A 24,941-nucleotide genomic window follows, 5' to 3' on the forward strand; every position below is an offset into this window, starting at 1 on the left:
TTACGCCATCTGAGAAAAACATAAAATGGCGTAAAAATGGGAACAATCACACAGCGCAAAAGCGTCAGCGGTGCTATCCGTTATCGTGCTGAAATACGCATTAAACGCACTGGTTTACCTGAATACAAGGAAAGCAAAACCTTTGGCACCATGCGCACTGCATCAAACTGGCTCAACAAGCGTGAGCAAGAAATAGCAGATAATCCTGATATTTTGCTTGGTATCAATAATAAGTCAATGACGATTGCTGCTGCTATTGTAAAATATAAAGAAGAAGTGGGCGATGAATTTGGTCGCACTAAAAACAGGTCGCTTGATCTAATTGCAAAACTACCTATTGCCAAGGTGTATTTAGAGCAAATTAATGCCACCCATGTTTCCGAGCATGTGGCTCTGCGGAAGAAAGGCTATAGCAAGTTAGGCCTTGACCCAGTCTTGCCATCAACCATCTTAAATGAACTCCAAAACATTAAATCCATCTTGACTCATGCTTCTGTGATGTGGCGCATCAATGTCAATTTGAATGAATTTAACAATGCCTGCCTACAACTCAGAAAGACCCGACAGATCAAGAAGTCAGATAGGCGAGATAGATTGCTATCCAATGCTGAATTAAAAAACCTATTGCTGCATTATCTCGATAAATGGAATCGTGGGCGGACTGCTTACCCAATGCACTTAATTGTTCTATTCGCTATTTTTTCATGCAGGCGACAAGCAGAGATAACCCGAATACGGTTAAGCGATTATGATAAAAAACATCAATCATGGATGGTTCGAGATTTAAAAAACCCTAACGGCTCAAAAGGGAATCACAAACACTTCAACGTGCTTTCAGACTGTCAAAAAATCATTGAGCTTCTAATGCAGGATGATACAAGATCAAGAATGCTAAAGATGGGTGGTGATAGTGACTTACTTATACCATTGTCTGCTGTTGCTATAGCATCCGAGTTTAACCAATCCTGCCACATTTTAGGTATGAGTGACTTTAGGTTTCACGATTTAAGGCATGAGGGAGCAACACGACTTGCTGAGAATGGATTAACTATTCCGCAAATACAGCAAGTCACATTGCATGACACGTGGAGCAGCCTTGAGCGATATGTGTCAGTAAAAAAGAGGGTGAACATTTTACAGCTAGATGACCTGCTACAGATCATTGGTGAAATGTAGCAAAGTCTTTTGATGCGCTTCGATGCTCTTTATCTAGCGCATCTGCCAAATCCCGCAAGTTTACGAAATATGGCGCTGTACGGCTTTTCTGATCCAGCTTAAACACTGGAAAGGGAAACTTGTTTTCGGTCGCCATCTGATGCACAGTCGCTTTTTTTAGGGACGGGTAGTATTCATCCGCAATATCGAGCAACTTCACCACAACAGAGCGATGCTTTAAAAACAAGTAGTCATAAGTTGAAAACTGTAATGCTCCCATCACTTCACCTCCAATCTTTTACCCGCTTTGATTTCTTCATCGTTGGCGTGCTGAATATCACTATACGGTTCAAATTCACTAAAGCACCTTGCACCTACTTCATCACAGCACTCGTGTAAAACAATTGATCCATCTAAAACCGCTTTGACATAAAACAATCTTTCGTGCGGTAAGTTGCGATAAACAACCTTATCCCCAACCTCAAAAATATTGTGCTGGCGGCGGTATTCAAGCATGTGTTCGCGCAATCCCTGAGCATTCATAATAAAATTAATGTTGGGTTGGCTTAAAATATCCTTGCACTTTTCATAACCACCAAAATCGCTGATCACTCTTTCATAGAATTTCACGACACTTCTCCCAAAGACTTTACCACGCCACTCGGCAACCCAAACACATCTTTAAAAGCCTTATCAAATTCACCGCTTGCAATAAACCGATCAATATCAGAACTTGGATGGTCGTGCTCCTTTATATAGCTGCTCAGCGCCTGATATAGAGCGTTTGAATTCACTTTAGTTACACCGACATGAATCTTGTCACCGATGTTCTTGACTGGAAATCCAATATTAAGATTTGAAGCGTCAATGATTTCCATAAATGGCACGAATTCGTCCTGATTAAAAATCAGATCAAATGGCATTTCTTTGTGTAGCTCGTCGCAAACATAGTTAGCCAGTTGAAGTTTTGTTAATTGAATTTCAGTCATTGGCTGGCTCCTGTGCTTTTGGTGATTGAGGCTGCATAGCCCAGTGAGTAATGAGTTCTTGCCTCAATGCATCGCCTTCGATGGGGTCGGCAAATCCAAATCGAGACACCCATTTAGCTGTAATTTGCTCGCCTTTGATAAAGATTTGATAATTCCCATCCATTTGAGGCGACTGTTTTGTGTAGTCAAACCACTCCGGCACCGCTTGGGCTTTGGCTGCTTTCCATGCTTCCCAAGCAAAGTTCATTGTTTCAGGGGCATCTGATGGGCAAAAACCCTCATTGGGCCAATATGAATTTGTTTCTTCGTTGTAATAAACATATTCACTTTTGATTGCCAATTCAGCTAAAGGCAATCTTTCAAACGCTTCTCTTTCTTTCTGAATATCCATCACACCACCTTTCCAATATTCTGACTTTGCACATAAAGCTTTGCTAAAAGCGCAACGGTTTCCTTTGTTTCAGGTCGCTGCAATTCTTTAAATTTACGGTTCATTGCAAGCAATTCCGCACGGCTTACCAACATTAAGTTATCCAAGCGACAATCGGTTTTAATGCCGTTTTTAAAGATTAATGCGTGACCATTAGGAATAGGACCATTAGCCTTCTCCCATAGGTACTTATGCTTGAGCTTCATTTGACGCTCACCCTCAAACTTGCGCTCGATGTAGCCATCTTTCGTGATGTACTCATAACCAACTGGTGCTGAAGTGTGGGGAATATTGCCTTTTTTCCACATGGTTTCAGGACTTGGTTTATAGCCTTTCATGCCTTTATTCCAAGTAACATGACCCTTTTCCAGGCGACCAGTACGGCCAGTTTTAGCACCAATCCTGAGGCAGTGAGCCTTAATCTGATCCACATTGACACTCACACTAAACTCAGCATTAAAAAGCTCGGTTAATTCCTTGCGAGGCAGGATTGTGTGCTTAATCAAAAAGGTATCCATTTCAGGTGTGTATTTAACTTTCATTTAAACCTCGACATTCATATCGCCAAGCGCAATGCGTGGTGCTTGCTGATCCTGATTTAAGCCTTTGTGTTGAGCGACCAACTTAACCGCATCCAACTGAGTAGCGTGTGCCTTGATAATCTCAGCACTAATGCCCTGAATTGTCTGAGCGCGTTTAACCTCAGTTTCAAGCTCATCTTTATCAGCCTTAGCTAAACGATCCAACTGATCAAACAGATGCTTGTTTAAATCTTTCAATGTGCTCATCACGCCACCTTCGCCAAATTATTCATCATCACAGCCTTGCGATACTTGCCAGCCATGGCCCATTTCAAGTCATCAACAAAGCTTTTCCCATTATTGAAATACTGCTTTAGAAAAAGCTCATAACGCTGGGATAGGTATTCGTCCAATTCGTAAAACTCTTTAATTTCGTGACGCTCGAAAGGAATCACGCTGCGTTTCACACCATCGCTAAATTGCTTTTTCACAATCATGGCGTTTTTCTTGAGTTCAATTTTGTGACCGCCACGATCTAGCCATTCGATAAAGGCGGGTGAAATGCTGTTTGGTAGTTTCATGCAGCCACCTCACTTAATCGCAAGCTTTTTAGTGCGCACAAACTCCACACCTTCAATTTTTGCACCTTCTTTAAAAGCTAATTTCAGCGCATTCTTATTCACAGTGATGGTGGTTTTCATGGCCTTGAATTGAGAAGGAATAGCATCCTCATCCTTAACAACAACCGAGATAGGGTTTTCACGAATTTTTACAGATAATAAAGAGTCTTTAATTTCTAGCTTCCCAAAATTCTCCATCTGCCACATCAATAAGCCAGATAGATTTGCATAGGCGTTGCTAATATTTTTCCGCTTATTGGTTAGGCGCAGAATTTCCGAGTCAATCATCACCTCATCTTTAGACAATTGATTGAGGTACTTGGCAACATTAACTGCCTTGTTCTCCCAATCTTCTTCTTGAGCAACCATTTGCTCAAGAAGCTCTTGCACACGCTCATCATCAGCACTAATACCCTCATCCAATAGATCTTGGATTTTTTCAACAGTGTCACCAAGAGCAGAGCCGAAGTCATATAAAGTAGTCATTATGCTGTTCCTTGTTGCTGAGTGAGATTTGTTTTACGAGAGCTGCAAGCACTTATAATTTCTGCTTCACACTCAGCACCCTTGAATTGGGAATATATAATTCCAAGTTCAGCAATATCGTTTGTTAAATTGATTCGTGATAAAGCTTCAGAAAAAGCCTCTTGCAGAGCCTCTTCTTGGCTCTTACCATCATTTAGCCAAGCAACAAGCTTTTCACCAGTCTCACGTGTGATGATTTCGCCATCAGTATTGAATAGCTTGGTGCGGTCTTTTGTTGGTGTAACAAAGTGATTGTCATGAACAACATCAAGAGCAACAGTTAATTCATACTCGTAACCATCACGCTGTTCAGCCTTCATCCCTAATTTCACAATCTTTTTGCCTTCACCTTGTACGGTTTCGGTTTTTGCACGGGTGGTTGTGATGATGTGCATATCGGTCTGTAGGATTGCATCAATAAAACGACGGTGGCGTGGGGTGGTATCAGACCAGGCAGACCATGTATTGCCTTTAAATTTAGTACGAGCAGTCATGTCATTAATTTCCAAGCATCCACCGGTACCAATCCATTCATGTGAGGCGCTATCTATAATCAAAACCTCATACCCCATGTTGTAAGCTGCCAAAATAGCACCTGCAAAACGCTCAGGAGTGTAAGGGGGGCGCAAAGGCAAGGTATCAAACTTAAAATCGTTTGCGTACAAACTTGCTGACTCATTTTCCGTGTCAATCAAAGCAATTCTAGAAGATATTCCGCTTGCCATTAGGAGTGCCGAGTAAGTTTTGCCTGAACCGCTTGGGCCGTTTAAGTTGAGCTTTAGTTTTGCTTTTTTACGTTCAGCTTTTTGAAAAGAGAACGACTCGTTAGTTTGATTATTCATCCGTAAATCTCCTCTGCTATATCCTCAGCAACATAAGTAGCTTGCTGTTCAGATTCCTTCAAAAACTGCTCTTCACACCAATCCACAATCAACACATTCAACGCACGCAACTGCTCAGGAAGTAAGACAAATTCATTGCCTTCTTTAGTTGCCACAGCATCAGTTTTCATTACAGTTACCAGTGTGTTTTCAATTGCTTTAAAAGCAGGGATATCAATTTCATGGCAGTTTTGTGGATCTGAATCACCAACTGCAAAACCTTGTGTGCATTCAAGTAATGGCATACTGCATTCAATAGACCCATCACTGATAAAGTCGAAGCGATACTGAAGTGTGAATTCAACCTTGCCGTCTTGAATAACAATGTCTTCAGCTACTTCAAAATCAGGGAAGACAGGGGCAAGGATTAAAGTGTTAGCTTTGGTGTTCATTAATCACCTCGCAAAATCGCAGCGTTAATATTTTGAATATCTACCTGATCGATATATGCATTTACTTCGATGCCATCTTTAGTGACGCTCATTGGTTCCATATAGCGAATTGACTCACCATCAAGCCCATATTCAACAAATACTTCGTAATCACCGATAGTGATTAGCGCAGGGCATTGTTCAGCACAAAATTTAAGTTTTTGCTTAAGCTTTACGTCACCTGTAACGACAACTTGATTGTCATCAATCGGTGCGGTAGTGGAGGCAGGTGATATTGAAAATGCACCGATAATGAATGCTGCAAGTGCAAGAGCACCACCAGCAAACTTGATTTGTTTCTTGTTACTATCCATAATAGACCTCGTAGTTCACGCCCCGCATCCGCCAAGATTGTTCGGGGCTTTTTTTGTGTTTACCAATTCGTGATAACTGCAATAACTTCACCAAGACGAACTACTTTTAATTCACCATCACAGAAGATTAGGCTTGTGTGGTTTGTTCCTGTAGCTAGAGTTTTGAACTGAGTCATGGGTTATCTCGTTTTGTGTTTACGAGGTCAATAATAACATTGTTATTATTTTAATTCAATAACAATGTTAGTAATTTTTTATTTGTTTACATTTTCAGGCAAAAAAAAGACCGCCGAAGCGGTCATATATTTAATAATGTTATTAATTATATTTTGATTGTCTTTTTAGTGTTCTGCGATGCTCCACTACTGTGCCAATAATCTCAATCTTTGATCGGTCGGATCGAATTGTTGGGAAATCAGGGTTAAGTGGAACAAGGTCAAAAACCTCAACGCCATTTTCATTTACACCTCTGGAGCGGTATTTTTTAAATGTTATTCCGTCAGCACTCTCAGCCATTACATAGTCTGTTGGCTGTGGCGGCACTTGAGTGTCAATAATAATTAAATCACCTTCCTTGAAATCAGGGAGCATACTATCACCAACAACATAAGCACCAAAAGATGACGGACTAGTATCCACAGTAACAAAGGTGTAATCATCGGCTGGCAGTTGAATGGCTTCTCTCCACTTCCCAGCTTGAACATAAGTCAGGATTGGTATGCGTTTTAAACCATTAAACTCAACCGCCTGCACATTATTATCCATCCTATCTGTTACACCAGAAGATATAGATTCAATATTAGATGCAAGTTCCGGACTAATCTCAAAAGGCGTAACATCAAAAAAGTTTGACAGCTTAATTAAGGCATCAAAATTAAGTGGTGTTCTGGCATTTAGGTATGCACTAAAAGCACCTTGCGTTGCCCAGCCGCACGCCTCGGAAACATCATCTTGAGTTACTTTTTTACCATTAGCGCGCGCATTATCTTTATAGGATGCCCAAATAGACTTTAAGCGTTCAGCATCTTGCTGGCGAGCTGATGACAGTGGTTTTCTAGCCATTATGCACATCATTATATAAACCCAACTTGCTCTCAATCCTAATAACAACATTATTAAACTACAAATAGCAATGTTATTGCAAGATGATAATAACAATGTTAGTATTATTGCGTGTTTAGCTAATATTGTTATTTTATGGAAATCGAAACATTGCTTTTGAGTGATCTAGTTAAGCAAGAAGGTCAAAAAGTTGCAGCCGGCAAGATTGGTTGCCACCAAACCGCAATTAGTGCGGCAGTTAAAAAAGGTCGTGAGATTTATTTAGAAGTTCGAAATGGTGCTGTTGTTTCGGGTTTTGAAGTAAAGCCAGCTCTCGGTCTGCCATTCCACAAAAACAAGAAAGCCTGACGGTCGAGGTCAGGCTTTCTCTTATGTTCAAAAGGAGATACCCAATATGAACATGCCAATTTTACCACAGTTCGGAAATTCTGAACAGAAAACTATGGGCACTCGCGTAATTGCAGAACTTTGCGAAAAAGAACATCGAAATGTTAAGCGTGACTGCGACGTAATGTTCACATCCTTAAATTTAGATGCGCTCAAATTTGAGCATATCTATTTTGACTCAATGAACCGCCAACAAACCGAATATTTGTTAGATGAAGAATTAACAATGACTTTGGTCACTGGTTACAGCATTGTTTTGCGTAATCGAGTTATCAAGCGCTGGAAGGAATTAGAGCTACAAGTAAGCAAACCGTCGTACATGATTGACGACCCAATCGAACGCGCCAAAAAGTGGATTGAAGAAGAAAAGCAAAAACAGGCTGCTATTCAACAGTTAGAAATCCAAGCCCCTAAAGTTGCATTCGTGGACAAATACGTTGCAGGCAATGGCAATAAAACATTCCGCCAAGTTGCAAAGTTATTGCGGATCAAGGAATACAAGTTCCGTGAATTCCTAGAGTCAAACCGAATTATGTACAAGCTCAATGGTGAGTGGACTGCATACCAAAACCATGTGGATGCAAAGCGCTTTCATGTCAAAACAGGCGTAAGTGATTCAGGCCACGCATTTAATCACGCCTTGTTTACACCAAAAGGTATCGAGTGGATTGCAGGCGAATTAGCCAAGTTTAATTTGCGGGGTGCGGCATGAACCAACTAACCCGCCAATTCATCGATCAATACGACAAAGAACATCCAGACTTTGCTTCCCACTATTGCCCGGTTGTCGATCTGTATGACGCTGATCTGGATATGTTTCACATTGAAGAAGTGCAGGATGAATACGAAGAATTCAAACAAGGGGGAGATTGTGAGTAATTTTATCCCTAACAGCTTCCAGATTCCGAACGCTTTCGTTGATGAAGCAATGAAGAAGCTTAGTCCTACAGCAAACCTATTGTATATCGTGATTGTTCGTAAAACTCGCGGCTGGCAGAAGAACAAGGACGCTATCTCATTAACTCAATTTGAGGAAATCACAGGCTTGTCACGCAAGACTGTAATCAAGGCGATTAATGAACTGATTGAATTTAGTTTTGTGAAAGAGTATGCGCAAAAGAATGCTAAAGCAGCTAAATCTTATGCTCTAAATGATGGTGTATTTTCTACACTAGTAGAATCTCCACTAGTGGAAAATTTACACCATACTAGTGGAGAAATTCCACCAGTTACTAGTGGAAAATTTCCACACACAAAAACAAATATAAAAACAACTAATCAAAAACAAGGGGTGTACTCAGAAGACTTTGAAAAATTTTGGGAAGCATATCCACGTTGTAAGCGTAAATCAGACAAGTCAGGAACATTTAAAACTTTTGAAAAATACAAATCAGTTGTGACTACTGAAACATTGATCAAAATTCTAAATGCTCAAAAACAAGATCAGTCTTGGATTAAACAAGATGGTGAATTTATTCCAGCACCAACTGCATGGTTAAACCAAAAGAATTGGGAGAATGATTACTGGACAACTCAAGCACCAGTATTTAATCAGTCAGCACCAATCCCTCAAAACCTTAAAACAGTAAAAGGAGCTTGGTGATGTCTGATATCCACAATATCGCAATCGAACAATGTGTACTTGCTGCATTAATGACAGTTCAAAACTCTTATGAAACTGTTGCAGGTGATTTAACGCAAGACTGTTTCTTCTCAACAAAGCACCAAGAGATTTTTAAAGCCATTTCAGAATTGGCTGATACTGGAAAACCTTATGACGCTGTACTAGTTGAACAGAAACTAAATCAAAGTAAATCGTTGGTTGATGCAACCGACTACCTAATGACGCTCATGTCTGAATCACCATCAAGTTTTTATAACTTGGGTAGCTATGTATCTGAACTCAACAAACTGAAATCACACCGTAAGGTTGAGGAAATCGGCAAGAAGATTGCCATGATTGCTCATGATCTAAATCTTGATGATGTGTTTGCAGAAGCAGAGGGCTTATTTAGCGGATCAGACAATCAGGATCAGAACAACTTGGGCGCAAGTTTTGAAGATTCAATTGATAGCGCTTTGAAAAAGATGATCGAAAAAGCCGAAGCAATGGCAGCAGGCAAACCATCAGGTGTGAGATTTAATCTGCCTACTTTGGATAAGTTGATCGGTACGGTTCAAAAAGGGCATTTGTGTGTTGTTGGTGGTAGACCAGGTTCGGGTAAATCAACTTTGGCTCAGATGCTGGCTTTAGACACAGCACTTAAAAACAAAGGTGTGCTGTTTGTGTCGGCTGAGATGGATAAAGAAACTCTAGCCAATCGCATGATTAGCGCACTGAGCTTCATTCCTTATGACGAATTGCACAACGCTCGTATGTCGTCAGGTGTGATGAAGTCATTCACGGATGCGCAAGCTGCCTATGCAAAGCTGCCAATTTGGATCGAGCCGAAGCAAAAGCCAACATTAAGCGAAGTTCGTACCTATGTACGCAAAGCAGAGCGTCGCTACAAGAAGATCGGACTTGGGTGCATCGTTATTGACTACTTGCAGTTACTTCGCAATCCAAGCCAAAGAGACCGCATTCAAGAGGTGGCATCAATCAGCCGTGAACTCAAATCAATGGCGAAAGAGTTTGAATGTCCAGTGATTGCATTGGTTCAGTTAAACCGTGATGCAGACAAAGGTTCACGTCCTAAGAGTTCAGACATTAAAGAATCGGGTCAGATTGAACAGGATGCAGACCAGATCGTCTTGCTACACCCAAAACTTCAATCAGAGGACTTAATGCCTACTGGTGTGACTGAGGTGCTGGTGACTAAAAACCGTCATGGCAAGAAAGGAATTGTGCTGGTTCAAGATCAATTGGATGTGTGTCGCTTCACATCGGTACAGGTTGAAGAAGCAGGAGGTAGGGTGTGAACAGACTCGAATACTTATCACAGTTCAGCAATGCGGTGCTTAGTCCTGAATTGAATTGCGATCCAAATAACATGCTTCGGGCAAAGTCTGCGGGTAGAGCGATGTTTGAAACTTTGGCTGTGACGCAAGTAAGTCAAGAAGAAAAAGAATTTCGAAAAATGTGGTGTAAGGAGCAGCTTGGGTTGATTGGTGAATTTGGCGCGGTGTTAGGAGGTGGGGTGTGAGTTCTCAATTCAGTCAAAAAATTGATGCAAAAATTCAGAAATTACATGAAACAACAATGAGAGCAGAGCAATTTGATAAGCGATTAATGGTTTTAAGTTTTGCTGTGCACTCCTCAACTCGTTTCTCAATCTCAGATCTACAAGAAAATGGAATCGATGCGTCAAACTCCTCAATTAGAACCTATTTATTGGATCTCATGAGTGTTGGCTATGTGGAGCGCGTAACTGTGTGGACCTATAGCGCTACTGAAAAAGCAAAGCAGTTATTTGGGGTGAAGGGATGAAAAAGCGCAATAAGAAATATAACCCGAATAAGTTGGTCAATCTGTATCGAAATGAATTGGCTAAAACTTATGAGCTTTGGTCATCTTTTGATGATGTTGAATTGACCGAAGCATCAAGCAGATTAAAAGCCGCTGGTGTGTCAAAAAAACAGGCTATCGAGGGTATGTATGAGTATTTCGATGGTGATCTTGTTGTGCCAATTTTGTGGGATTTAATGGTGGACGACACTGCGTTTTTTGTGGGTATGGACTCGTATTACTACCACAAGGACGACCCAGCAGACCTTCAAACGTCAGCAGTGCAGTTTGATGTTCCTGCCATGACATACGATCAATTCAAGCTTGGTGGCAGTGATGCAAAAGTGACGGATGAGCATGGTTTTAAACGCAGATGGAAAGGCTTGGAGAAAGAAACCGATGATGTGCATAAGTCATTTTTAGACAAGGGTTACAAGCTGTTTAAGTGCATGTGCTACATGAAAGCAGATGTGAAATTTAAAGACTTTCAGTCTTACAACAAGTTTAAAGCAGAGCGTGTGAATCGCGGAATGCGCAGGAAATATCGTTTACAGGAGTTAGCAGCATGAACCTAACAATCGAACAAATGCGGGAAATTGTGGCGGGTGCGCCTGAATGGCCGGTGATTGGATACTGTCTTAGTTGGAAAAATTATATTCACGAACAGTGTGAACATGCTCCATTCAGTTATAGCAATTTAGACAACTCATGGTCAGAAGAATATGCAATTCAATTTGTTCTGTTAAAAGACCTCCGTGCAGCCATCGCCGACCACGACCGAACCGACCATGTATCAGACATTCGCAATCATATTGCGCCGACGACGAAGGTGATTGAGGGATGAGTAAAAACCACGTTACAGAGCGTGATATTCGCCTGCCGCAGTTTAAAGACGCAAAACTTGAAGATCTTGAATTTGATGCTTCAGGTGAAGTGGTGCGTAAAGATCGCTTCGAAAAGTCAATGCGAAAAATCTCAGGCATGCTTCATGGGGTGAATGGATTGTCTCCAAGAGATGGTTGGACGTGCGAGCAAGTTGTTGAAGCTGTCAAGATTGTTTTAGAGCGAGGCAACAGTGACCAGCATCTCACTCGCTGAATACCGTAAACAATATGCGCCCAAGACTAAACCCAAGTCAGTGCGCAGCAAATTTAACTCACAGCGCATTGAAAAGGACGGAATGAAGTTCGATAGCGTCAAGGAGTACAAGCGCTATATCGAGCTTACAGCGCGAATGCAGAGGGGTGAAATTTCAGAGTTACGGTGTCAGGTCAAATTTGTCTTGGCACCTAAGGTCAAGCTGGAAGGCGAGAAAAGGGCAAAACCTGAATTGAGGTATTACGCGGATTTTACATACATCGAAAACGGGAAATTCATTGTTGAGGATGTGAAGTCGGCAGTAACACGGAAATTGCAAAGCTATCGCAATAAGAAACACTTGATGAAAACAGTACACGATATCGATATTAAAGAAGTTTGAGGGAATGGGATGAAAACTGTAGGTGCAGAGTGGATTCAAATAGAAGACAACCCGCCAGATGAAAGAGTTATGTGTTTGTGCAAGGACGGGAAGATACGTTTTGGTATTCCAATTTGTGGTGATGGGTATTTCTATGTTGATAGTCGCAGTGGTGGAAATAAGGTCGAATTTTGGCAAGCAATACCGAACTTAACAAGTATTCAAAAAGCGTATTGGGATAAAGATTAAGGGGTTGGGCATGAATGCAGTAGCAGAAAAATTTGAACCGTTTGAGTGGTTGACCAAAGGTATTACAGCTAAGTCACCAAACTTTGAGCCACAGGCACATGGCACTGGGGAGAAGCCTTTGAATTATGAAGATCGGCTGGGTGCGATTGCGAGTATGGAAACGCAGCTTGCAAAGTCAGTGACAGCACTTATTGTTTTTGATGGGAAGTGCGAAAGTGATTATGAGTATGTGCGTAATCACTTGGTTAAAATCATGTTGGTGAATGCTAAGGACGATAAGAAGCGTGAGCCTGAGCATATCACCATAAATCATTTGGCATACTTGGTTGCACGTATGGTAATTGACTTTGCTTTGAATCTTGAGCTTGAGGGGAATTTCACAGCGCAAGGTCGATTGTATTATGCGGGGATTAATTCGATGCAAATGACAACTAATGTGTACCGTTTAACTTGGAAACCGTATGAGGATTTAATGAGTTTAGCGCTTGAATCTGCAATTGATGAAGCGTCGAATGCAATTAAAAAATATAAAAAGGAAACTTACAAAGAAATGCGAGCATAGGGCTATCATTATTCTGATGACTAAGGTATAGTTTTACTATACTGGTCGTATTACGCAGTTTCTGACCATGACTAAATTAAGCTCACTAAAAGGTGGGCTTTTTGACATTTTTTCTTCACGAAAATAAGCGATAATGAATTTTTTGTTTTGAGCTTTAACTGAAATGGCAATTCTAACTATCAAGAAATTAGATGATACTCTTAGTGAATTAGTAGTTAACGGCAAAAAACCTGAAAAGATTTTGTTGGGTTATAAAGCGTATGGCGATCTAATGAATGATCGGGGCTTTTTTGAGGAAGTAGCAGGGTCGGCAATGGATCCAAACAAACGAAAATATAAAAATATTAAAATTAAGGTTACTCAAGATGAATACCAGTTTGAAGTAAAGTGTTCAAAAGAGTAGGTTTAAGCATCAAAGAAAGCTCGCCAATGGTGGGTTTTTGCGTTATGGCGGCTTCATTTAATTGTAGTGGTTTAAATCTTTATGCCGCCACCTAGATATTTACCAACTTCAAAGCTCGGTCTAATGACTGGGCTTTTTTATTGCCTGAAATTTCCTATAAACCTGAATCATTGGTGATCTTATGAAATAACGTCAGCCATTTGGCAACTTGGATTTGTGACGCTGTGCATTCATTTGTTCAGCTAAAAGCGCAAACGGTGGGATGCTGAAACCAGCCGTATAAATTGGTTTGAATCCAGTGCGATTTCGTCACGTACTGAGTGGGCCCAAGAGAAATACCAAATCTGGGATGACAACCCGACCAATACGAAACGAAAATTAAGAAATCAGATTGATAGCCCATTTCGAGATGATGGATTAATGAGTAGCGTCTGGCCCCGCGGAGAGGGCTTTTCTTAATGCGCCATTAGCTCAACTGGAAAGAGCATGGGTTTTCTATACCAATGGTTGTGGGTTCGAATCCTACATGGCGTGCCAATATTCAGGAGATTCACATGCTCCAATTTTTAAAATGCTTATTCGGCTTTCATGGCGTGATGGAGATTGACCACACCATTGATGATGATGAGATAAAGGTGTGTCGGAATTGTTTGAAAGAGATTAATTGACCCTCGTCACTTCGGTGGCATTTGCCGAACGTATTACGGCACATAAAGCCCTGCTCAATTCTGGAGATTTGAGTGGGGTTTTTCTTTTCTTATTGGTGGTGGGTATGGTTGATCGTGTCGAAGCATCTAAAAACTTAGAAATACTTAAAGCAAACCAAGCGCGGTTAATGAATTACAACCATCTCTTTTTCAAGCCATGCATTTAAACAAGACTGTGGTGCTGAATTAAAGAAGATTAGCAGACAGATTTACAACATAGAGAAGCAACTCAATGCGGAGTCCTAAGCGACTGGCAGAGATTCGTAAGCTTCCGTGTGTAAGGTGTGGTAATTCTCCACCAAGTGAAGCATGTCATGCGAATTGGGCTGAGTATGGGAAATCCTTAGGTAAAAAGGCACCGGATGAATTTACGATTAGCCTTTGTAGGGCTTGCCACCATGCGCTAGATACATATCAACTTGGTAGCCGAGAGGAAACCAAGAAGTTATTTGAACAATGGCTAGTCAAGACTGAGTTGATGATGAGTAAAAGGGATGAAGAATACTTTTAAACTCGAACCTGCAACATTCATTATTAAGTCGTTTGAGGAAGTTGGTCGTGCTATTGCCTACATGCATAGACATCATGCGAATGCGTTAAGTGATGGTAAGCCGTTGGTTGTTCGGATAGATCAAAAGCAAGAAGATCGAAGCAAGGCGCAGAATCGTTTATTGCATATGTGGTTTGGTCAATTGGCTAAGCATACTGGTGATGAGCCTGAAACCATTAAGTATGAGATGAAGAAGAAATTCTTAGCTCGTATGTGTGTAAGAGATAGCGAAGCAGCAGCGGAAGCTTACGAGGCTGTGATGGGTTATCGTGATGTGTTGCGATTGCTTGATGGACAAGAGAAGCTTACTCACACAGCTAAATACAATCGCGTGGTTAAGATGTTTATTCAAGATCACGTGAAGTCTAGCAAGCTTAATAAAAAACAATTCACTGAGTTTTGCGATAAGGTTCATGCGTTCGCTAGTGTGACGCTTGGCGTGTATTTGACTGTACCTGATGATTTGATGTATTTGAGGGAATAACTATGGCATGTGAAGGTTGTGAACGACGCAGACTAAAACTAAAGGCAATGTATGACAACTCAAAAGAATCAATCACAAAAGCAATTGCTCGACTTACTAACCGAGATCGTAAAGCAGAACAACCAAGTGTTGCAGCAGAACAGTCAGCTAATTCAGGTAGTAGTGACACAGAGCAGTCAGATTCAGGAGCTGTTGCTTCAGTTAAATCCCGACGAGGACGAGCCAAGCCAACATGAGTACCTTGATTCATGAAACTCCCAAGACTCCAAACCAAATTGCAGGCGATGACAACGAAGGCACCGAGGTCAATCAAGCAGGTCAGTGATTCATGGCGTGATAGCAAGACCACAGCAGAGCGTGGATATGGGTACAAGTGGCAGAAGTATCGCTTAAGGTTCTTACAAAACAATCCATTGTGTGTGTACTGCTTGGAGCAGGATAGAGTGACCGAGGCTAAGGTGGTCGATCATATTGAACCGCATCGTGGTGATCAGAATCTATTCTGGAATACAGACAACCACCAAAGCCTATGCATGTCCTGTCACTCATCTATCAAGCAGCGTGAAGAAGCAGGGTCGAAGAACAGTACAGCATACGTGTTCATGCCTGACTGGTTAGAGCCAATACCTCGATTAACAATCGTGTTTGGCTGTGCAGGTTCAGGCAAGTCTACCTGGGTGAAGGAACATGCCAAGCCTGATGATGTGGTACTCGACTTGGATGAGATGATTGCTGACATTAGTGGTAAGCCAATCTATAAAGGCAACAAGCAAGACTTCGCATTAGCTGTCAGGAAGCGCAATAGCTTGCTGCTACAGATGTCTAAGCACAATCAGAGTGGCTATCTCATTCTTACAGGCTCAACTCCAGCACAGCGACGCTGGTGGGTTTCTAGGCTGCAACCATCCTCAGTGCATATCATGGAGACACCCAAAGAAGAATGCATTGAAAGGATTATGAATGATGAAAGAAGAACCATGTCAGTTAAACAGAAACAGATTCAATCGGTTGGTAAGTGGCAGATTTGATTTCCCGATGGTGGGGGGAGCCAAATTGTTAAAAAACGATTGAAAAATCCTGACCACCAGCCGACCCACTTACAAAAAAAATTGCCCCACACAAATATGTTAAAGGAGGGCACATGGCTTTAACAGCAAAAAAGAAGGCATTTGCCCAATCTAAACATGATGGTGCAGATAACAAGCAAGCCGCTATTTTCGCGGGTTACAGTCCCGAATCAGCTTCACAAGCTGGATCGAGATTAGCCAAAGACCCTGATGTGATTGCACACATTGAAAGGCTTAAGGTTAACACCGGAGTTAAAGTTGATTCCAAGCCAGAACCACGACCAATCATCACTAAAAAAGACATTGAAACTGCTGGCAGTCGTGCTGACCCGCTCAAATTTTTAGAAGAGATTTGGACTGATCCGGTTGAAGATATGAAATTGCGAATGGATGCAGCAAAAGCAGCCCTTCCATATTTCCACGGCAAGGTTGCTGAAAAAGGCAAGAAAGAAACCAAAGCTGATGAAGCTAAAAAAGCCACTCAAGGCGGGAAATTTGGAACGCTTGGTTCGCAGTTGAGAAGTTGATTTTATGAATACGAAAACACCTGATTGGTCCACAGCGTGTCCCAATTGGGGGGGACGTATTGTCGCTAAAAAGTCACTCATGCCATGTGAACCGCTTTTCCCAGAAGTGGCGGACGTAGCAGAGCGGATTTTTAAAGAATTAATTTTGGTCGATGTGATGGGTAGCCCAAAAATGGGTGAAGTCACACTCGATTGGGTAATTGAATTTGTCCGGGCAATTTTTGGTGCTTACGATCCGGTGCAGAAGAAGCGTTTAATTCGCGAATTCTTCTTGCTGATCTCCAAGAAAAATACTAAGTCGACGATTGCGGCTGGAATCATGATGGTGGCCTTGATCTTAAATGATCGTATGTCGGCTGAGCTTATTCTGTTGGCGCCCACAAAAGAGGTCGCGGACAATAGTTTTAATCCAATTCGAGACTTCATTCGAGCTGATCCTGAGCTTCAGGAAATGTTCAATGTGTCCGAGCACACCAAAACAGTCACTCACTTGGGTACGAATGCGACCTTGAAAGTGATTGCTGCTGAAAGTAATGCTGCTGCAGGTAAAAAGGCTTCAATCATTCTAATTGACGAAGTTTGGTTGTTTGGGAAACGCTCAAACGCTGAATCGATGTTTCGTGAAGCAAAAGGTGGTCTGGCATCACGGCCCGAAGGTTGCGTGATTTATCTGTCTACTATGTCAGATGAAACACCATGCGGTGTATTTAAGCAGCTGCTGGACTATGCCCGGGATATTCGGGACGGTGTAAAAGTCAATCCTCAGTTCTTGCCGCTGATTTACGAGTTTCCTGAGTGGATGCTTGAAGTTGGTGAGCACTTAAAGCCTGAAAACTTCTACGTTACCAATCCAAATTTAGGCGCATCGGTTGATCTGGATTATCTGATTAATGAATTTGAGAAGGTTAAAGATGCTGGCGAAGAATCGCTGCGTGACTTTCTGGCTAAACACTTAAACGTGCCAATCGGCCTAAACCTACGTGCCAACCGTTGGGCAGGTGCTGAATATTGGCTGCAACAATCTAAACAATTCACATTGGATAAATTGATTGAGCAATCAGATGTCATCACCTGCGGTATCGATGGTGGTGGTCTGGATGACTTGCTAGGTTTCGCTGTACTTGGTCGGCATGCAAAAAGCCGTAAATGGTGGCTCTGGAACCATGCTTGGTGCAATAAAACCGCAGTCGAAAGACGTAAAGAGAATGCGCCAAAGTATGCCGATTACGAAAAAGAAGGCAGTCTGACCATTGTTGAGCGTATTGGAGATGACATTGATGAACTCGCAGCAATCGCAAAAAAATGTTTTGACTCCGGCAAGCTCGACAAAATTGGACTCGATCCTCTTGGCCTGGGTGGTCTACTGGATGGCTTACTTGATGCTGGTATTCCTGAAGACAAGCTCATTGCAGTAGCTCAAGGTTTTAAATTGATGGGCTATATCCTCACCACAGAACGAAAACTTGCTGAAGGAAATCTTTACCATGCCGGACAAGGCTTAATGACCTGGTGTGTTGGAAATGCGCGTGCTGTCGTAAAAGGAAACGGCATGATGATCAGCAAACAGGAGTCAGGTGTTGGGAAGATCGATCCATTGATTGCTACGTTCAACGCGGTGGCCTTGATGTCAATGAATCCGGAACAGGCCGAAAAAGATTACAACGTCTTCTTTATCTAACCAAATCTTTTAACCAAAGCTCGCATTAAGCGGGCTTTTTTATTGGGGAATCCAATGAAAAAAGCTTACAGCTTGCTACAGGTCAAGTCGTTTGATGCTGAGCAACGAATTATTAAGGGAATTGCTTCAACTCCAAGCCCGGATCGAGCCGACGATATTGTGGATCCACAAGGTGCCAAGTTTGCTTTACCTATTCCTTTCCTTTGGCAGCACATGCATTCACAGCCAATTGGTGAAGTCACTGAAGCAGTAGTGACAGACAAAGGCATTGAGGTGACTGTTCAGATCGCCAAGATCGAAGAAGAAGGCAAGTTGAAAGACCGCATTGATGAGGCTTGGCAGTCCATTAAGTCAGGGCTGGTTAAAGGTCTATCTATTGGCTTTCGCGGTCTCACAGTTGAAGACATCCCGCGTTCATGGGGTCTGCATTTTAAAGAGTGGGAGTGGTTTGAATTATCAGCTGTAACCATCCCAGCAAATGCAGAAGCATCCATCACAGAAGTTAAATCGATTTCTAAATCTTTCGAGCAGCAAGAAAAAACCGCGATTGGTGACGAGCCGCAAAACCCGAAAGTAGAAAACCCTCCTGTCAGCGATGTGACAGAAAAAAAACAAGGCATCCAGCCTATTCAATTAGTTAATCCAAATGAAGGAAGTATTCCGCTATGTTAAAAGCACAATTAGCGAAAGTTAAAGCCACCATCGCTGAGAAACAGAAGGCTATGGAAGCGCTACATAAAGCAGCTCATGAAAAGGGCTTAACGCTCAATGCTGAGCAGAACACCCAGTATGATTCACTGGAAAAAGAAGTAGGGCAGCTGGAAAAAGAAGCTCAGCGCATTGAAAAGCTAATCGCTGCTACCGAAAAAGCTGCAAAATCTGCTACAGCTGCAAAAGGTGAGTCTGAGCAGGAAGCAAAAGACACGGCTGAAAGTAAAAAAGAAGTGCCACGCATTCAGGTGGAATCAAACCTGCCTAAAGGTATTGGCTTCGCACAGTATGCACGTGCAAAGCTTTGCTCACAATTGGCAGCCAAAAACGGCAACTTCATTTCACCGGTAGACATGGCTAAGCAAATGGGCTTTGGTGGTGAAGTTCAGGACTTAGTGACAAAAGCCACACTTGGTACTACAACAGACGTTGGTTTTGCATCTGCATTAGTGCAAGAAAACCGCTTGGTTGGTGAATTTGTTGACATGCTCCGTGCTGCAACCGTATTTGACCAACTTACAGGCTTCCGTAATGTACCGTTCAACTCAAAAATCCCAAGCCAATTAACAGGCGGCACTGCTGCTTGGGTGGGTGAAGGTGCGGCTAAGCCATTAACCAACCCAACCTATGGCGAAGTGGAAATTAAAGAACACAAGCTTGCGGCGATTACTGTTTATACGCAGGAATTAATGCGACGTTCTGATCCGGCGGTAGATGTTTTGGTACGTGATGATCTTATTGAAGCATCAAAAACGCTTATTGATAATACTTTCCTTGATGCGGTGGCTGCATCAACTACGCGCCCAGCAGGTGTTTTAAATGGCGTTGTAGCAACCCCGAACACAGGCACAACTGCGGCAGCATATGAAGCTGACCTATTAGCTCTTATTAATAGCTTTGTGACAGCCAACCTTTCATTGGATGGCTCATATTTCTTAATGTCTGAAACGCGCGCCGCACAAATCAGTTTGTTGCGTGATGCGTTAGGCAATAGCTATTTCACAGGTATGGCGCTTCGCGGCACCCGTACATTAATGGGTATCCCAGTCATCACATCGCAGGCAGTAGGCGACAAGATCATTCTTGTGAAGACTTCTGAAATCCTGCTTGCTCAGGATGGTGGTGTGGATGTGTCTTACTCTGATCAAGCAACCTTGGTTGATGGTGGTACGACTCACCACTTATGGCAAGAAAACAAATTTGCGGTACGTGTTGAGAAGTTCATCACTTGGGCTAAACGTCGTCCGATTGCTGCAGCATTTCTTAACTATGCAACAGGTGGTTAATCGACCTAAAACAGCTCCTTTTTAGGGGCTGTTTTTATATCTAAACATCACAATTGTTTAGCTATAGGAACAGTCTATGAAGATTAAATATTTAAAGGTTATGCATAACGCCAATCTAGGTGATGTGCTTGAAGTTACCGAATTTGAAGCAAACATTTTGATTAAAACAGGTGTGGCGGAAGCTTACGAAGAACCTAAAAAGACGACTCGCAAGACCAAAACAGACACCACAGAGCAAAAATAAGGCGGTTTAGATGGGCATTTTTGACAGACTTTTCCGAAAAAAATCACTGCAAAGTGTCCATTCAAACCAAGGGTGGACTTCTTTATTTGTACACGAGCCTTATTCTGGTGCCTGGCAGAAGAATGATGAACTGACCCGGGAAGATTTGGCAGCACATCCTGCAGTTTTCTCATGTATTTCCCTGATCTCTCAAGACATTGGAAAAATGGGTGTTTTGCTTAAAAAGCAGAAAAGCGGAATTTTAGTTGATGCGCCCATTCCTGAGGATCTGGTGGTTCTTAAGCGGCCAAACCATTACCAGAACTGGCAGCAGTTTTTAGAGTTCTGGATGATCTGTCGAAAGCTCCGTGGTAATGCATACGGATTTAAGGTGCGTGATGTATTTGGGCAGGTAGCTAAAATTGTTATTTTAAATCCAGATCAAACAAAACCACTGATTAGTGATGATGGGCAAGTCTTTTACCAGCTTGGGATTGATCGGCTAAATGGTACAGAGTCTGTAGTTGTTCCAGCCTCCGAGATTATCCATGATCGTGAAAACTGCCTTTACCATCCATTGGTTGGTATTCCTGCCATTACTGCTTATGGAATTTCAGCAGGGCTCGGTTTAAACATTCTAAAAAACTCCAAAACTTCTTTTGGGAACATGAGCCGGCCAAGCGGTATTTTGGTTGCTCCTGGTGCTATTTCAGAAGATAAAGCACGTGCCATCGGTGCATCATGGAATGCGAACTATACCGGCCAAAACATCGGTAAAACTGCGGTGCTCGGTGATGATTTGAAATATCAACCAATCAGCATGACAGCTTCGGATACTCAAACGATTGAGCAGCTGAAAATGTCGAATGAAATTATTTGCTCAGTGTTACATGTGCCAGCGTTTAAAGTTGGGCATGGAACAATTCCGGCAGGGCAGAAGGTTGGTGATTTGAATGAAATCTATTTTTCTGACTGCCTGCAAAGCCCGGTAGAAGCTATTGAAAACCTGCTTGATGATGCATTTGACTTAAAAGTGCGTGGCCTTGAAATATTCCTTGATGTTGATTCTCTACTCCGCATGGATAAAGAAACAAAAATGGGCATTCAGGAACGCGGTGTTAAGGCTTCAATCTTTACACCAAATGAAGCGCGTCAGCAGTTCAATTTAGAGCCTTTGGTGGGCGGTGACACGGTTTACATGCAACAGCAGAACTATTCGCTTGAAGCATTGTCTAAACGCGACCAGATGGAGGATCATTTTGGTAAATCTGCACCAAATACGCCTCAAAATACCGAAAATTCAGACCAAAAAGGCCAATATCAAGGCGTTTTTAAGTCAGAAAATCAGTATAAAAAAGGCTGTTTTGTAACACATAAAGGCTCGTTATGGCACTGTGAAAAAGACCATTCGGGTGAATTTAGCCATGAAAACTTTAAATTAGCGCAAAAGAAATGGGGTGATGAATGAGCATTGTTGATTTAGGCACCCTTAAAGAGCATTTGCGCTATGACGATGATTCAAACGACACGATGTTACAGGGATATTTGGACGCAGCTGATAGTGCTGTTAAAAATTACATCACAGATGAATTTGAGTCTGAATATCCAAAAGCTATCCACCAAGCAATTTTAATGCTTTGTGGGTATTGGGATAAATATCGAAATGCTGAATCAGATGCACCTTTAAACGGTAATTATCTACCTATGCCGGTACAAGCCTTGCTATACCCATATCGCAAGCCAACTGCGGTTTAGGAGACATTATGAAATGGTTAAAAAAGTTAATTGGATGCCAGTGTTGGGCTTGTAAGAATGTTCGCTTAGGTGGAGGCTATCAACCCTGTCATAACATGAAAAAAACTGGTGAGCTAAAAACGCCACCACGAAAACGGTAGGAGATGCTATGACCCAAAACGCTGGAGAACTCCGCCATCGAATTACAGTTCAAAAACTCACATCGGGTCGTGATGAAGATGGCTATCCACTTCATGAGCAATGGACTGATTACGTCCAGTTATGGGCCAAAGTCACCAATCTTTCAGGAAAGGACTTAATCGCAGCACAAGCAAATCAATCCAAAGTGATTGCTCGACTGAAGATTCGCTATCGAGAAGATATCGACACGACCATGCGAGTGATTTACAAAGGCAAAACCTACGCTATTGATAGTCAAGCGCTTGAAGATACAAACACAGGTTACGAGTCGGTGACGTTCTTGCTTTCAACTATGTGAGGTGCTTATGTCACTTGATGTGCAAATACATGGCATTGATGAGCTAAATCGAAAGCTCAAGTTATTGACGAGTAGTAAGGCAGCCAAGCGCATAGCACGTAAAGCAGCACGCCAAGCAATGAATATTGTCCGTGATGCAGCGCGAACAAACGCCAAAGCGATCGATGATCCTGAAACATCGGAAAAGATCTGGAAAAATATCGCTGTTTCAGGCGGTAAAACTCGAAGCCAAAATGAAATTATGATGCGTGTTGGTGTGCGTGGCGGTGCTTCATTTAGTAATAAGAACCCTCCGTCACTGAGCGGTGGTGATACAAGGCACTGGCGTTGGGTGGAGTTTGGTTCAGCGCACAATGCTGCGGTTCCATTCATGCGCCCCGCAATGAGCAGCAATATTCAAAAAGTGACTGATAAATTCTCACAGGTTTTCAGTGCTGAATTAGATAAGGAACTCGCAAAATGACAGCTCCAATTGCTCGAACGATTAAAGCCGATACTTATTTAGCATCAAAATTCGGAGATCGAGTCTTTTTAGGCCAAGCAGACATTGGCACAGCAGTTCCATATTTGGTTTTTCAAGGCATAGGCTCAGAACCTGAAAATACAATTGATTGTGGTGCGATCGATGAAAACGACACATATCAAATGGTGATTTGGCATTCCAATCCTAAGGAAGCGGAAGATTTGCGTTTAAAAGCCCGAATAGCTTTAGAGCAAGCAGGGTTTTACTACAATGGAAAGCATCCTGACAGCATTGATGCTGAAACCAAATTGCATGGCCGAGGTTGGGATATGAATTGGTGGTCTGAAACATAATTTAATTTAATTTTTTATACAGCGTTCGAAAGGGCGCTTTTTTTATGCCTGAAATTTACAAAGCAATTCACCACATTGATTGATGCTCGGGTGGATTGCTTTTATCAATTGAGCATCAGGAGCAAGACATGACAAACATAATGACTACAGATGAAATTGTAATTGTTGAGGGTGACAAGGCCTTAACAACATCACTTCACATAGCAGACGGCTCCAAAGCCAACCATAAAGCCGTGATGCAGTTAATCAAAACACACATACATCACTTCAACAAATTTGGAAGGGTCGCATTTCAAATGCGACCCTTTGAAACTGATGGTGGTGTTCAGACCAGACGTATAGCCTTGCTGAATGAACAGCAGGCGACCTTCCTGATGACATTAATGCGAAACACTGAGCGAGTTGTCGATTTTAAATGTGCTTTGGTGCAAGCGTTCTTTAGAACCAAAGAGTATTTAAGTAATCAACATCAAGCACACACTACTATTCACAATAAATTGAATCTGCAACTTGGCTTAGAGAAAGCAGATGCAAGTCTAGCAGGTCATATTCTCGGAAGTTATCGCAAAAAGAGAGACACATTAATTAGCGCAATCAAGGAGGTTGAGAAGCTAATGCAACCGTGTTTGCCGCTTTTTGATGATTAAGCTCAGCCTTGAGCTGGGTTAATTATTTCCAAACCAATGCCACCGAAAGGTGGTTTTTTATGCCAAAAATTTGAGGAGTAGCTACTCATGGCGCGTATTAAAGTTCAAAAATCACAGTTGTATTACCACGAAGAAGGTGCGACCGCAGTTGAATCGGTTCAGTGTGCAAAAGAATTGGAATTAGGCACAGACACTGAAGAAGATATTGATGTGACTTGTCTTGACGATGAAGAAGATAACTTCGATCCGGGTAAGAAAACACCGGGTGAAGGGTCGCTATCAATTGATCTTGATGATGAAAACTCATCTCACTTAAAACTGATTGCACTTTCAAAAACCACACCACGTAAAAAAGTCACTTGGTATTTAGGCTCAAGCAATTCGGATGCTCCCCCAGAGGTCGCAGGCGGTGCGGTTACATTGCCACCTTCTCGCACTTGGTGGGTTTGGGAGGGTTATCTTAAGTTAGCTGAGAAGACTTTCGTGAAAGGGCAATTTGTTGGCTACAAATTCCCAATGAAGAAAACTTCTATTGTGAATGAAACAATTCGCACAATCCCACCTGTAGGACCTTAA

General features: G+C 42.1%; 44 protein-coding genes and 1 tRNA gene. 32 read left to right on the forward strand and 13 right to left on the reverse strand.

Annotated elements, in window-relative coordinates:
* Positions 1-36: 36 nt before the first annotated feature.
* The gene (locus tag FTV11_RS07650) at positions 37-1,176 is read left to right on the forward strand and encodes a tyrosine-type recombinase/integrase (protein WP_180073713.1); all 1,140 of its coding nucleotides are present in this window, start codon (positions 37-39) and stop codon (positions 1,174-1,176) included.
* Here the strand turns inward: FTV11_RS07650 and FTV11_RS07655 are convergent.
* From FTV11_RS07655 to FTV11_RS16970, 12 genes are all read right to left on the reverse strand, one after another.
* The gene (locus FTV11_RS07655) at positions 1,160-1,435 is read right to left on the reverse strand and encodes a pyocin activator PrtN family protein (protein ID WP_180073714.1); all 276 of its coding nucleotides are present in this window, start codon (positions 1,433-1,435) and stop codon (positions 1,160-1,162) included. The genes FTV11_RS07650 and FTV11_RS07655 overlap by 17 nt on opposite strands.
* Positions 1,435-1,785, reverse strand: a complete 351-nt coding sequence (locus FTV11_RS07660) for a hypothetical protein (protein WP_180073715.1) — start codon at positions 1,783-1,785, stop codon at positions 1,435-1,437. Before FTV11_RS07660 ends, FTV11_RS07655 begins: the two co-directional genes overlap by 1 nt.
* A complete protein-coding gene (locus FTV11_RS07665) occupies positions 1,782-2,144 on the reverse strand; it encodes a hypothetical protein (RefSeq protein WP_180073716.1) in 363 nt (120 codons plus the stop codon). Before FTV11_RS07665 ends, FTV11_RS07660 begins: the two co-directional genes overlap by 4 nt.
* The gene (locus tag FTV11_RS07670; RefSeq protein WP_180073717.1) at positions 2,137-2,535 is read right to left on the reverse strand and encodes a hypothetical protein; all 399 of its coding nucleotides are present in this window, start codon (positions 2,533-2,535) and stop codon (positions 2,137-2,139) included. Before FTV11_RS07670 ends, FTV11_RS07665 begins: the two co-directional genes overlap by 8 nt.
* Positions 2,535-3,116, reverse strand: coding sequence for an HNH endonuclease signature motif containing protein (locus FTV11_RS07675; RefSeq protein WP_180073718.1), 582 nt, complete (start codon positions 3,114-3,116; stop codon positions 2,535-2,537). The genes FTV11_RS07670 and FTV11_RS07675 overlap by 1 nt, the downstream gene beginning before the upstream one ends.
* On the reverse strand, positions 3,117-3,362 hold the full coding sequence (locus FTV11_RS07680; protein WP_180073719.1) for a hypothetical protein: 246 nt from the start codon (positions 3,360-3,362) through the stop codon (positions 3,117-3,119).
* Entirely contained in the window at positions 3,362-3,676 is a 315-nt protein-coding gene (locus FTV11_RS07685) for a hypothetical protein (RefSeq protein WP_168416508.1), read from the reverse strand. Before FTV11_RS07685 ends, FTV11_RS07680 begins: the two co-directional genes overlap by 1 nt.
* 9 nt (positions 3,677-3,685) lie before the next feature.
* Positions 3,686-4,201: a siphovirus Gp157 family protein gene (locus FTV11_RS07690; RefSeq protein ID WP_180073720.1), complete on the reverse strand. Its 516-nt coding sequence runs from the start codon at positions 4,199-4,201 to the stop codon at positions 3,686-3,688.
* Positions 4,201-5,082, reverse strand: a complete 882-nt coding sequence (locus FTV11_RS07695) for an ATP-binding protein (protein WP_180073721.1) — start codon at positions 5,080-5,082, stop codon at positions 4,201-4,203. The genes FTV11_RS07690 and FTV11_RS07695 overlap by 1 nt, the downstream gene beginning before the upstream one ends.
* Positions 5,079-5,513 carry a hypothetical protein gene (locus FTV11_RS07700; RefSeq protein ID WP_180073722.1) on the reverse strand — a complete coding sequence of 145 codons (435 nt, stop codon included), beginning with the start codon at positions 5,511-5,513 and terminating at the stop codon, positions 5,079-5,081. The genes FTV11_RS07695 and FTV11_RS07700 overlap by 4 nt, the downstream gene beginning before the upstream one ends.
* Positions 5,513-5,866, reverse strand: coding sequence for a hypothetical protein (locus tag FTV11_RS07705; protein ID WP_180073723.1), 354 nt, complete (start codon positions 5,864-5,866; stop codon positions 5,513-5,515). The genes FTV11_RS07700 and FTV11_RS07705 overlap by 1 nt, the downstream gene beginning before the upstream one ends.
* A gap of 318 nt (positions 5,867-6,184) precedes the next feature.
* Positions 6,185-6,928, reverse strand: a complete 744-nt coding sequence (locus FTV11_RS16970; RefSeq protein WP_218950488.1) for a LexA family transcriptional regulator — start codon at positions 6,926-6,928, stop codon at positions 6,185-6,187.
* 135 nt (positions 6,929-7,063) lie between these two features.
* Between FTV11_RS16970 and FTV11_RS07715 the strand changes: the two genes are divergently transcribed.
* The 18 genes from FTV11_RS07715 to FTV11_RS07800 all read left to right on the forward strand — a co-directional run bounded on the left by FTV11_RS07715 (position 7,064) and on the right by FTV11_RS07800 (position 15,177).
* Positions 7,064-7,276: a Cro/CI family transcriptional regulator gene (locus tag FTV11_RS07715; protein ID WP_180073724.1), complete on the forward strand. Its 213-nt coding sequence runs from the start codon at positions 7,064-7,066 to the stop codon at positions 7,274-7,276.
* A gap of 46 nt (positions 7,277-7,322) precedes the next feature.
* Positions 7,323-8,027, forward strand: coding sequence for a phage antirepressor KilAC domain-containing protein (locus FTV11_RS07720; protein ID WP_180073725.1), 705 nt, complete (start codon positions 7,323-7,325; stop codon positions 8,025-8,027).
* Positions 8,024-8,194 carry a hypothetical protein gene (locus tag FTV11_RS07725; protein ID WP_180073726.1) on the forward strand — a complete coding sequence of 57 codons (171 nt, stop codon included), beginning with the start codon at positions 8,024-8,026 and terminating at the stop codon, positions 8,192-8,194. Before FTV11_RS07720 ends, FTV11_RS07725 begins: the two co-directional genes overlap by 4 nt.
* Positions 8,187-8,918 (forward strand): replication protein, encoded by a 732-nt coding sequence (locus FTV11_RS07730; RefSeq protein ID WP_180073727.1) that lies wholly within the window; start codon positions 8,187-8,189, stop codon positions 8,916-8,918. Before FTV11_RS07725 ends, FTV11_RS07730 begins: the two co-directional genes overlap by 8 nt.
* The gene (locus tag FTV11_RS07735) at positions 8,918-10,237 is read left to right on the forward strand and encodes a DnaB-like helicase C-terminal domain-containing protein (RefSeq protein ID WP_180073728.1); all 1,320 of its coding nucleotides are present in this window, start codon (positions 8,918-8,920) and stop codon (positions 10,235-10,237) included. The genes FTV11_RS07730 and FTV11_RS07735 overlap by 1 nt, the downstream gene beginning before the upstream one ends.
* A complete protein-coding gene (locus FTV11_RS07740; protein WP_180073729.1) occupies positions 10,234-10,461 on the forward strand; it encodes a hypothetical protein in 228 nt (75 codons plus the stop codon). The genes FTV11_RS07735 and FTV11_RS07740 overlap by 4 nt, the downstream gene beginning before the upstream one ends.
* Positions 10,458-10,745 carry a hypothetical protein gene (locus FTV11_RS07745; protein WP_180073730.1) on the forward strand — a complete coding sequence of 96 codons (288 nt, stop codon included), beginning with the start codon at positions 10,458-10,460 and terminating at the stop codon, positions 10,743-10,745. The genes FTV11_RS07740 and FTV11_RS07745 overlap by 4 nt, the downstream gene beginning before the upstream one ends.
* Positions 10,742-11,332, forward strand: a complete 591-nt coding sequence (locus FTV11_RS07750; protein WP_180073731.1) for a hypothetical protein — start codon at positions 10,742-10,744, stop codon at positions 11,330-11,332. The genes FTV11_RS07745 and FTV11_RS07750 overlap by 4 nt, the downstream gene beginning before the upstream one ends.
* Positions 11,329-11,607: a hypothetical protein gene (locus tag FTV11_RS07755; protein ID WP_180073732.1), complete on the forward strand. Its 279-nt coding sequence runs from the start codon at positions 11,329-11,331 to the stop codon at positions 11,605-11,607. The genes FTV11_RS07750 and FTV11_RS07755 overlap by 4 nt, the downstream gene beginning before the upstream one ends.
* Positions 11,604-11,861 carry a hypothetical protein gene (locus FTV11_RS07760; RefSeq protein ID WP_180004861.1) on the forward strand — a complete coding sequence of 86 codons (258 nt, stop codon included), beginning with the start codon at positions 11,604-11,606 and terminating at the stop codon, positions 11,859-11,861. Before FTV11_RS07755 ends, FTV11_RS07760 begins: the two co-directional genes overlap by 4 nt.
* Positions 11,839-12,243 carry a DUF1064 domain-containing protein gene (locus FTV11_RS07765; RefSeq protein WP_180073733.1) on the forward strand — a complete coding sequence of 135 codons (405 nt, stop codon included), beginning with the start codon at positions 11,839-11,841 and terminating at the stop codon, positions 12,241-12,243. The genes FTV11_RS07760 and FTV11_RS07765 overlap by 23 nt, the downstream gene beginning before the upstream one ends.
* A gap of 9 nt (positions 12,244-12,252) precedes the next feature.
* Positions 12,253-12,471 carry a hypothetical protein gene (locus FTV11_RS07770; protein ID WP_180073734.1) on the forward strand — a complete coding sequence of 73 codons (219 nt, stop codon included), beginning with the start codon at positions 12,253-12,255 and terminating at the stop codon, positions 12,469-12,471.
* Between the two features lie 10 nt (positions 12,472-12,481).
* Positions 12,482-13,033: a hypothetical protein gene (locus tag FTV11_RS07775; protein ID WP_180073735.1), complete on the forward strand. Its 552-nt coding sequence runs from the start codon at positions 12,482-12,484 to the stop codon at positions 13,031-13,033.
* Positions 13,034-13,196: 163 nt separating this feature from the next.
* Complete coding sequence (locus FTV11_RS07780) at positions 13,197-13,436, forward strand: hypothetical protein (protein WP_121532598.1); 240 nt, start codon at positions 13,197-13,199, stop codon at positions 13,434-13,436.
* Positions 13,437-13,896: 460 nt separating this feature from the next.
* Positions 13,897-13,973: transfer RNA gene (locus tag FTV11_RS07785), tRNA-Arg, on the forward strand.
* Between the two features lie 127 nt (positions 13,974-14,100).
* Positions 14,101-14,310 (forward strand): hypothetical protein, encoded by a 210-nt coding sequence (locus FTV11_RS17270; protein WP_306669383.1) that lies wholly within the window; start codon positions 14,101-14,103, stop codon positions 14,308-14,310.
* A gap of 65 nt (positions 14,311-14,375) precedes the next feature.
* Entirely contained in the window at positions 14,376-14,654 is a 279-nt protein-coding gene (locus tag FTV11_RS07795; RefSeq protein ID WP_180073736.1) for a hypothetical protein, read from the forward strand.
* Complete coding sequence (locus FTV11_RS07800) at positions 14,638-15,177, forward strand: hypothetical protein (protein ID WP_180073737.1); 540 nt, start codon at positions 14,638-14,640, stop codon at positions 15,175-15,177. The genes FTV11_RS07795 and FTV11_RS07800 overlap by 17 nt, the downstream gene beginning before the upstream one ends.
* On the opposite strand, the gene FTV11_RS07805 is transcribed toward FTV11_RS07800, so the two are convergent.
* On the reverse strand, positions 15,116-15,427 hold the full coding sequence (locus tag FTV11_RS07805; RefSeq protein ID WP_180073738.1) for a hypothetical protein: 312 nt from the start codon (positions 15,425-15,427) through the stop codon (positions 15,116-15,118). The two genes, FTV11_RS07800 and FTV11_RS07805, sit on opposite strands and share 62 nt — an antisense overlap.
* Before the next feature lie 34 nt (positions 15,428-15,461).
* Here FTV11_RS07805 and FTV11_RS07810 point away from each other — a divergent pair, with 34 nt between their 5' ends.
* The 13 genes from FTV11_RS07810 (at position 15,462) to FTV11_RS07870 (ending at position 24,941) form a co-directional block, all read left to right on the forward strand.
* A complete protein-coding gene (locus FTV11_RS07810) occupies positions 15,462-16,205 on the forward strand; it encodes an AAA family ATPase (RefSeq protein WP_257223207.1) in 744 nt (247 codons plus the stop codon).
* A 113-nt stretch (positions 16,206-16,318) separates the two neighbouring features.
* Positions 16,319-16,771, forward strand: coding sequence for a terminase small subunit (locus FTV11_RS07815; RefSeq protein ID WP_180073740.1), 453 nt, complete (start codon positions 16,319-16,321; stop codon positions 16,769-16,771).
* A gap of 4 nt (positions 16,772-16,775) precedes the next feature.
* The gene (locus tag FTV11_RS07820) at positions 16,776-18,449 is read left to right on the forward strand and encodes a terminase large subunit (RefSeq protein WP_180073741.1); all 1,674 of its coding nucleotides are present in this window, start codon (positions 16,776-16,778) and stop codon (positions 18,447-18,449) included.
* Positions 18,450-18,503: 54 nt separating this feature from the next.
* Positions 18,504-19,121 carry an HK97 family phage prohead protease gene (locus tag FTV11_RS07825; protein WP_180004048.1) on the forward strand — a complete coding sequence of 206 codons (618 nt, stop codon included), beginning with the start codon at positions 18,504-18,506 and terminating at the stop codon, positions 19,119-19,121.
* Positions 19,115-20,446: a phage major capsid protein gene (locus FTV11_RS07830; protein WP_180073742.1), complete on the forward strand. Its 1,332-nt coding sequence runs from the start codon at positions 19,115-19,117 to the stop codon at positions 20,444-20,446. The genes FTV11_RS07825 and FTV11_RS07830 overlap by 7 nt, the downstream gene beginning before the upstream one ends.
* Before the next feature lie 76 nt (positions 20,447-20,522).
* Positions 20,523-20,690 carry a hypothetical protein gene (locus FTV11_RS07835; protein ID WP_180073743.1) on the forward strand — a complete coding sequence of 56 codons (168 nt, stop codon included), beginning with the start codon at positions 20,523-20,525 and terminating at the stop codon, positions 20,688-20,690.
* A 10-nt stretch (positions 20,691-20,700) separates the two neighbouring features.
* On the forward strand, positions 20,701-22,137 hold the full coding sequence (locus FTV11_RS07840) for a phage portal protein (protein ID WP_180073744.1): 1,437 nt from the start codon (positions 20,701-20,703) through the stop codon (positions 22,135-22,137).
* Entirely contained in the window at positions 22,134-22,424 is a 291-nt protein-coding gene (locus FTV11_RS07845) for a head-tail connector protein (protein ID WP_180073745.1), read from the forward strand. Before FTV11_RS07840 ends, FTV11_RS07845 begins: the two co-directional genes overlap by 4 nt.
* A gap of 148 nt (positions 22,425-22,572) precedes the next feature.
* Positions 22,573-22,902, forward strand: a complete 330-nt coding sequence (locus tag FTV11_RS07850; protein WP_180073746.1) for a phage head closure protein — start codon at positions 22,573-22,575, stop codon at positions 22,900-22,902.
* A 7-nt stretch (positions 22,903-22,909) separates the two neighbouring features.
* The gene (locus FTV11_RS07855) at positions 22,910-23,365 is read left to right on the forward strand and encodes an HK97-gp10 family putative phage morphogenesis protein (protein WP_180073747.1); all 456 of its coding nucleotides are present in this window, start codon (positions 22,910-22,912) and stop codon (positions 23,363-23,365) included.
* Positions 23,362-23,718, forward strand: coding sequence for a DUF3168 domain-containing protein (locus FTV11_RS07860; protein ID WP_180073748.1), 357 nt, complete (start codon positions 23,362-23,364; stop codon positions 23,716-23,718). Before FTV11_RS07855 ends, FTV11_RS07860 begins: the two co-directional genes overlap by 4 nt.
* A gap of 128 nt (positions 23,719-23,846) precedes the next feature.
* On the forward strand, positions 23,847-24,365 hold the full coding sequence (locus FTV11_RS07865) for a Rha family transcriptional regulator (protein ID WP_180073749.1): 519 nt from the start codon (positions 23,847-23,849) through the stop codon (positions 24,363-24,365).
* 87 nt (positions 24,366-24,452) lie between these two features.
* Entirely contained in the window at positions 24,453-24,941 is a 489-nt protein-coding gene (locus tag FTV11_RS07870; RefSeq protein WP_180073750.1) for a phage tail tube protein, read from the forward strand.

Source organism: Acinetobacter sp. YH12231, from assembly GCF_013417755.1.
GTDB classification, from domain to species: Bacteria; Pseudomonadota; Gammaproteobacteria; order Pseudomonadales; family Moraxellaceae; genus Acinetobacter; species Acinetobacter amyesii.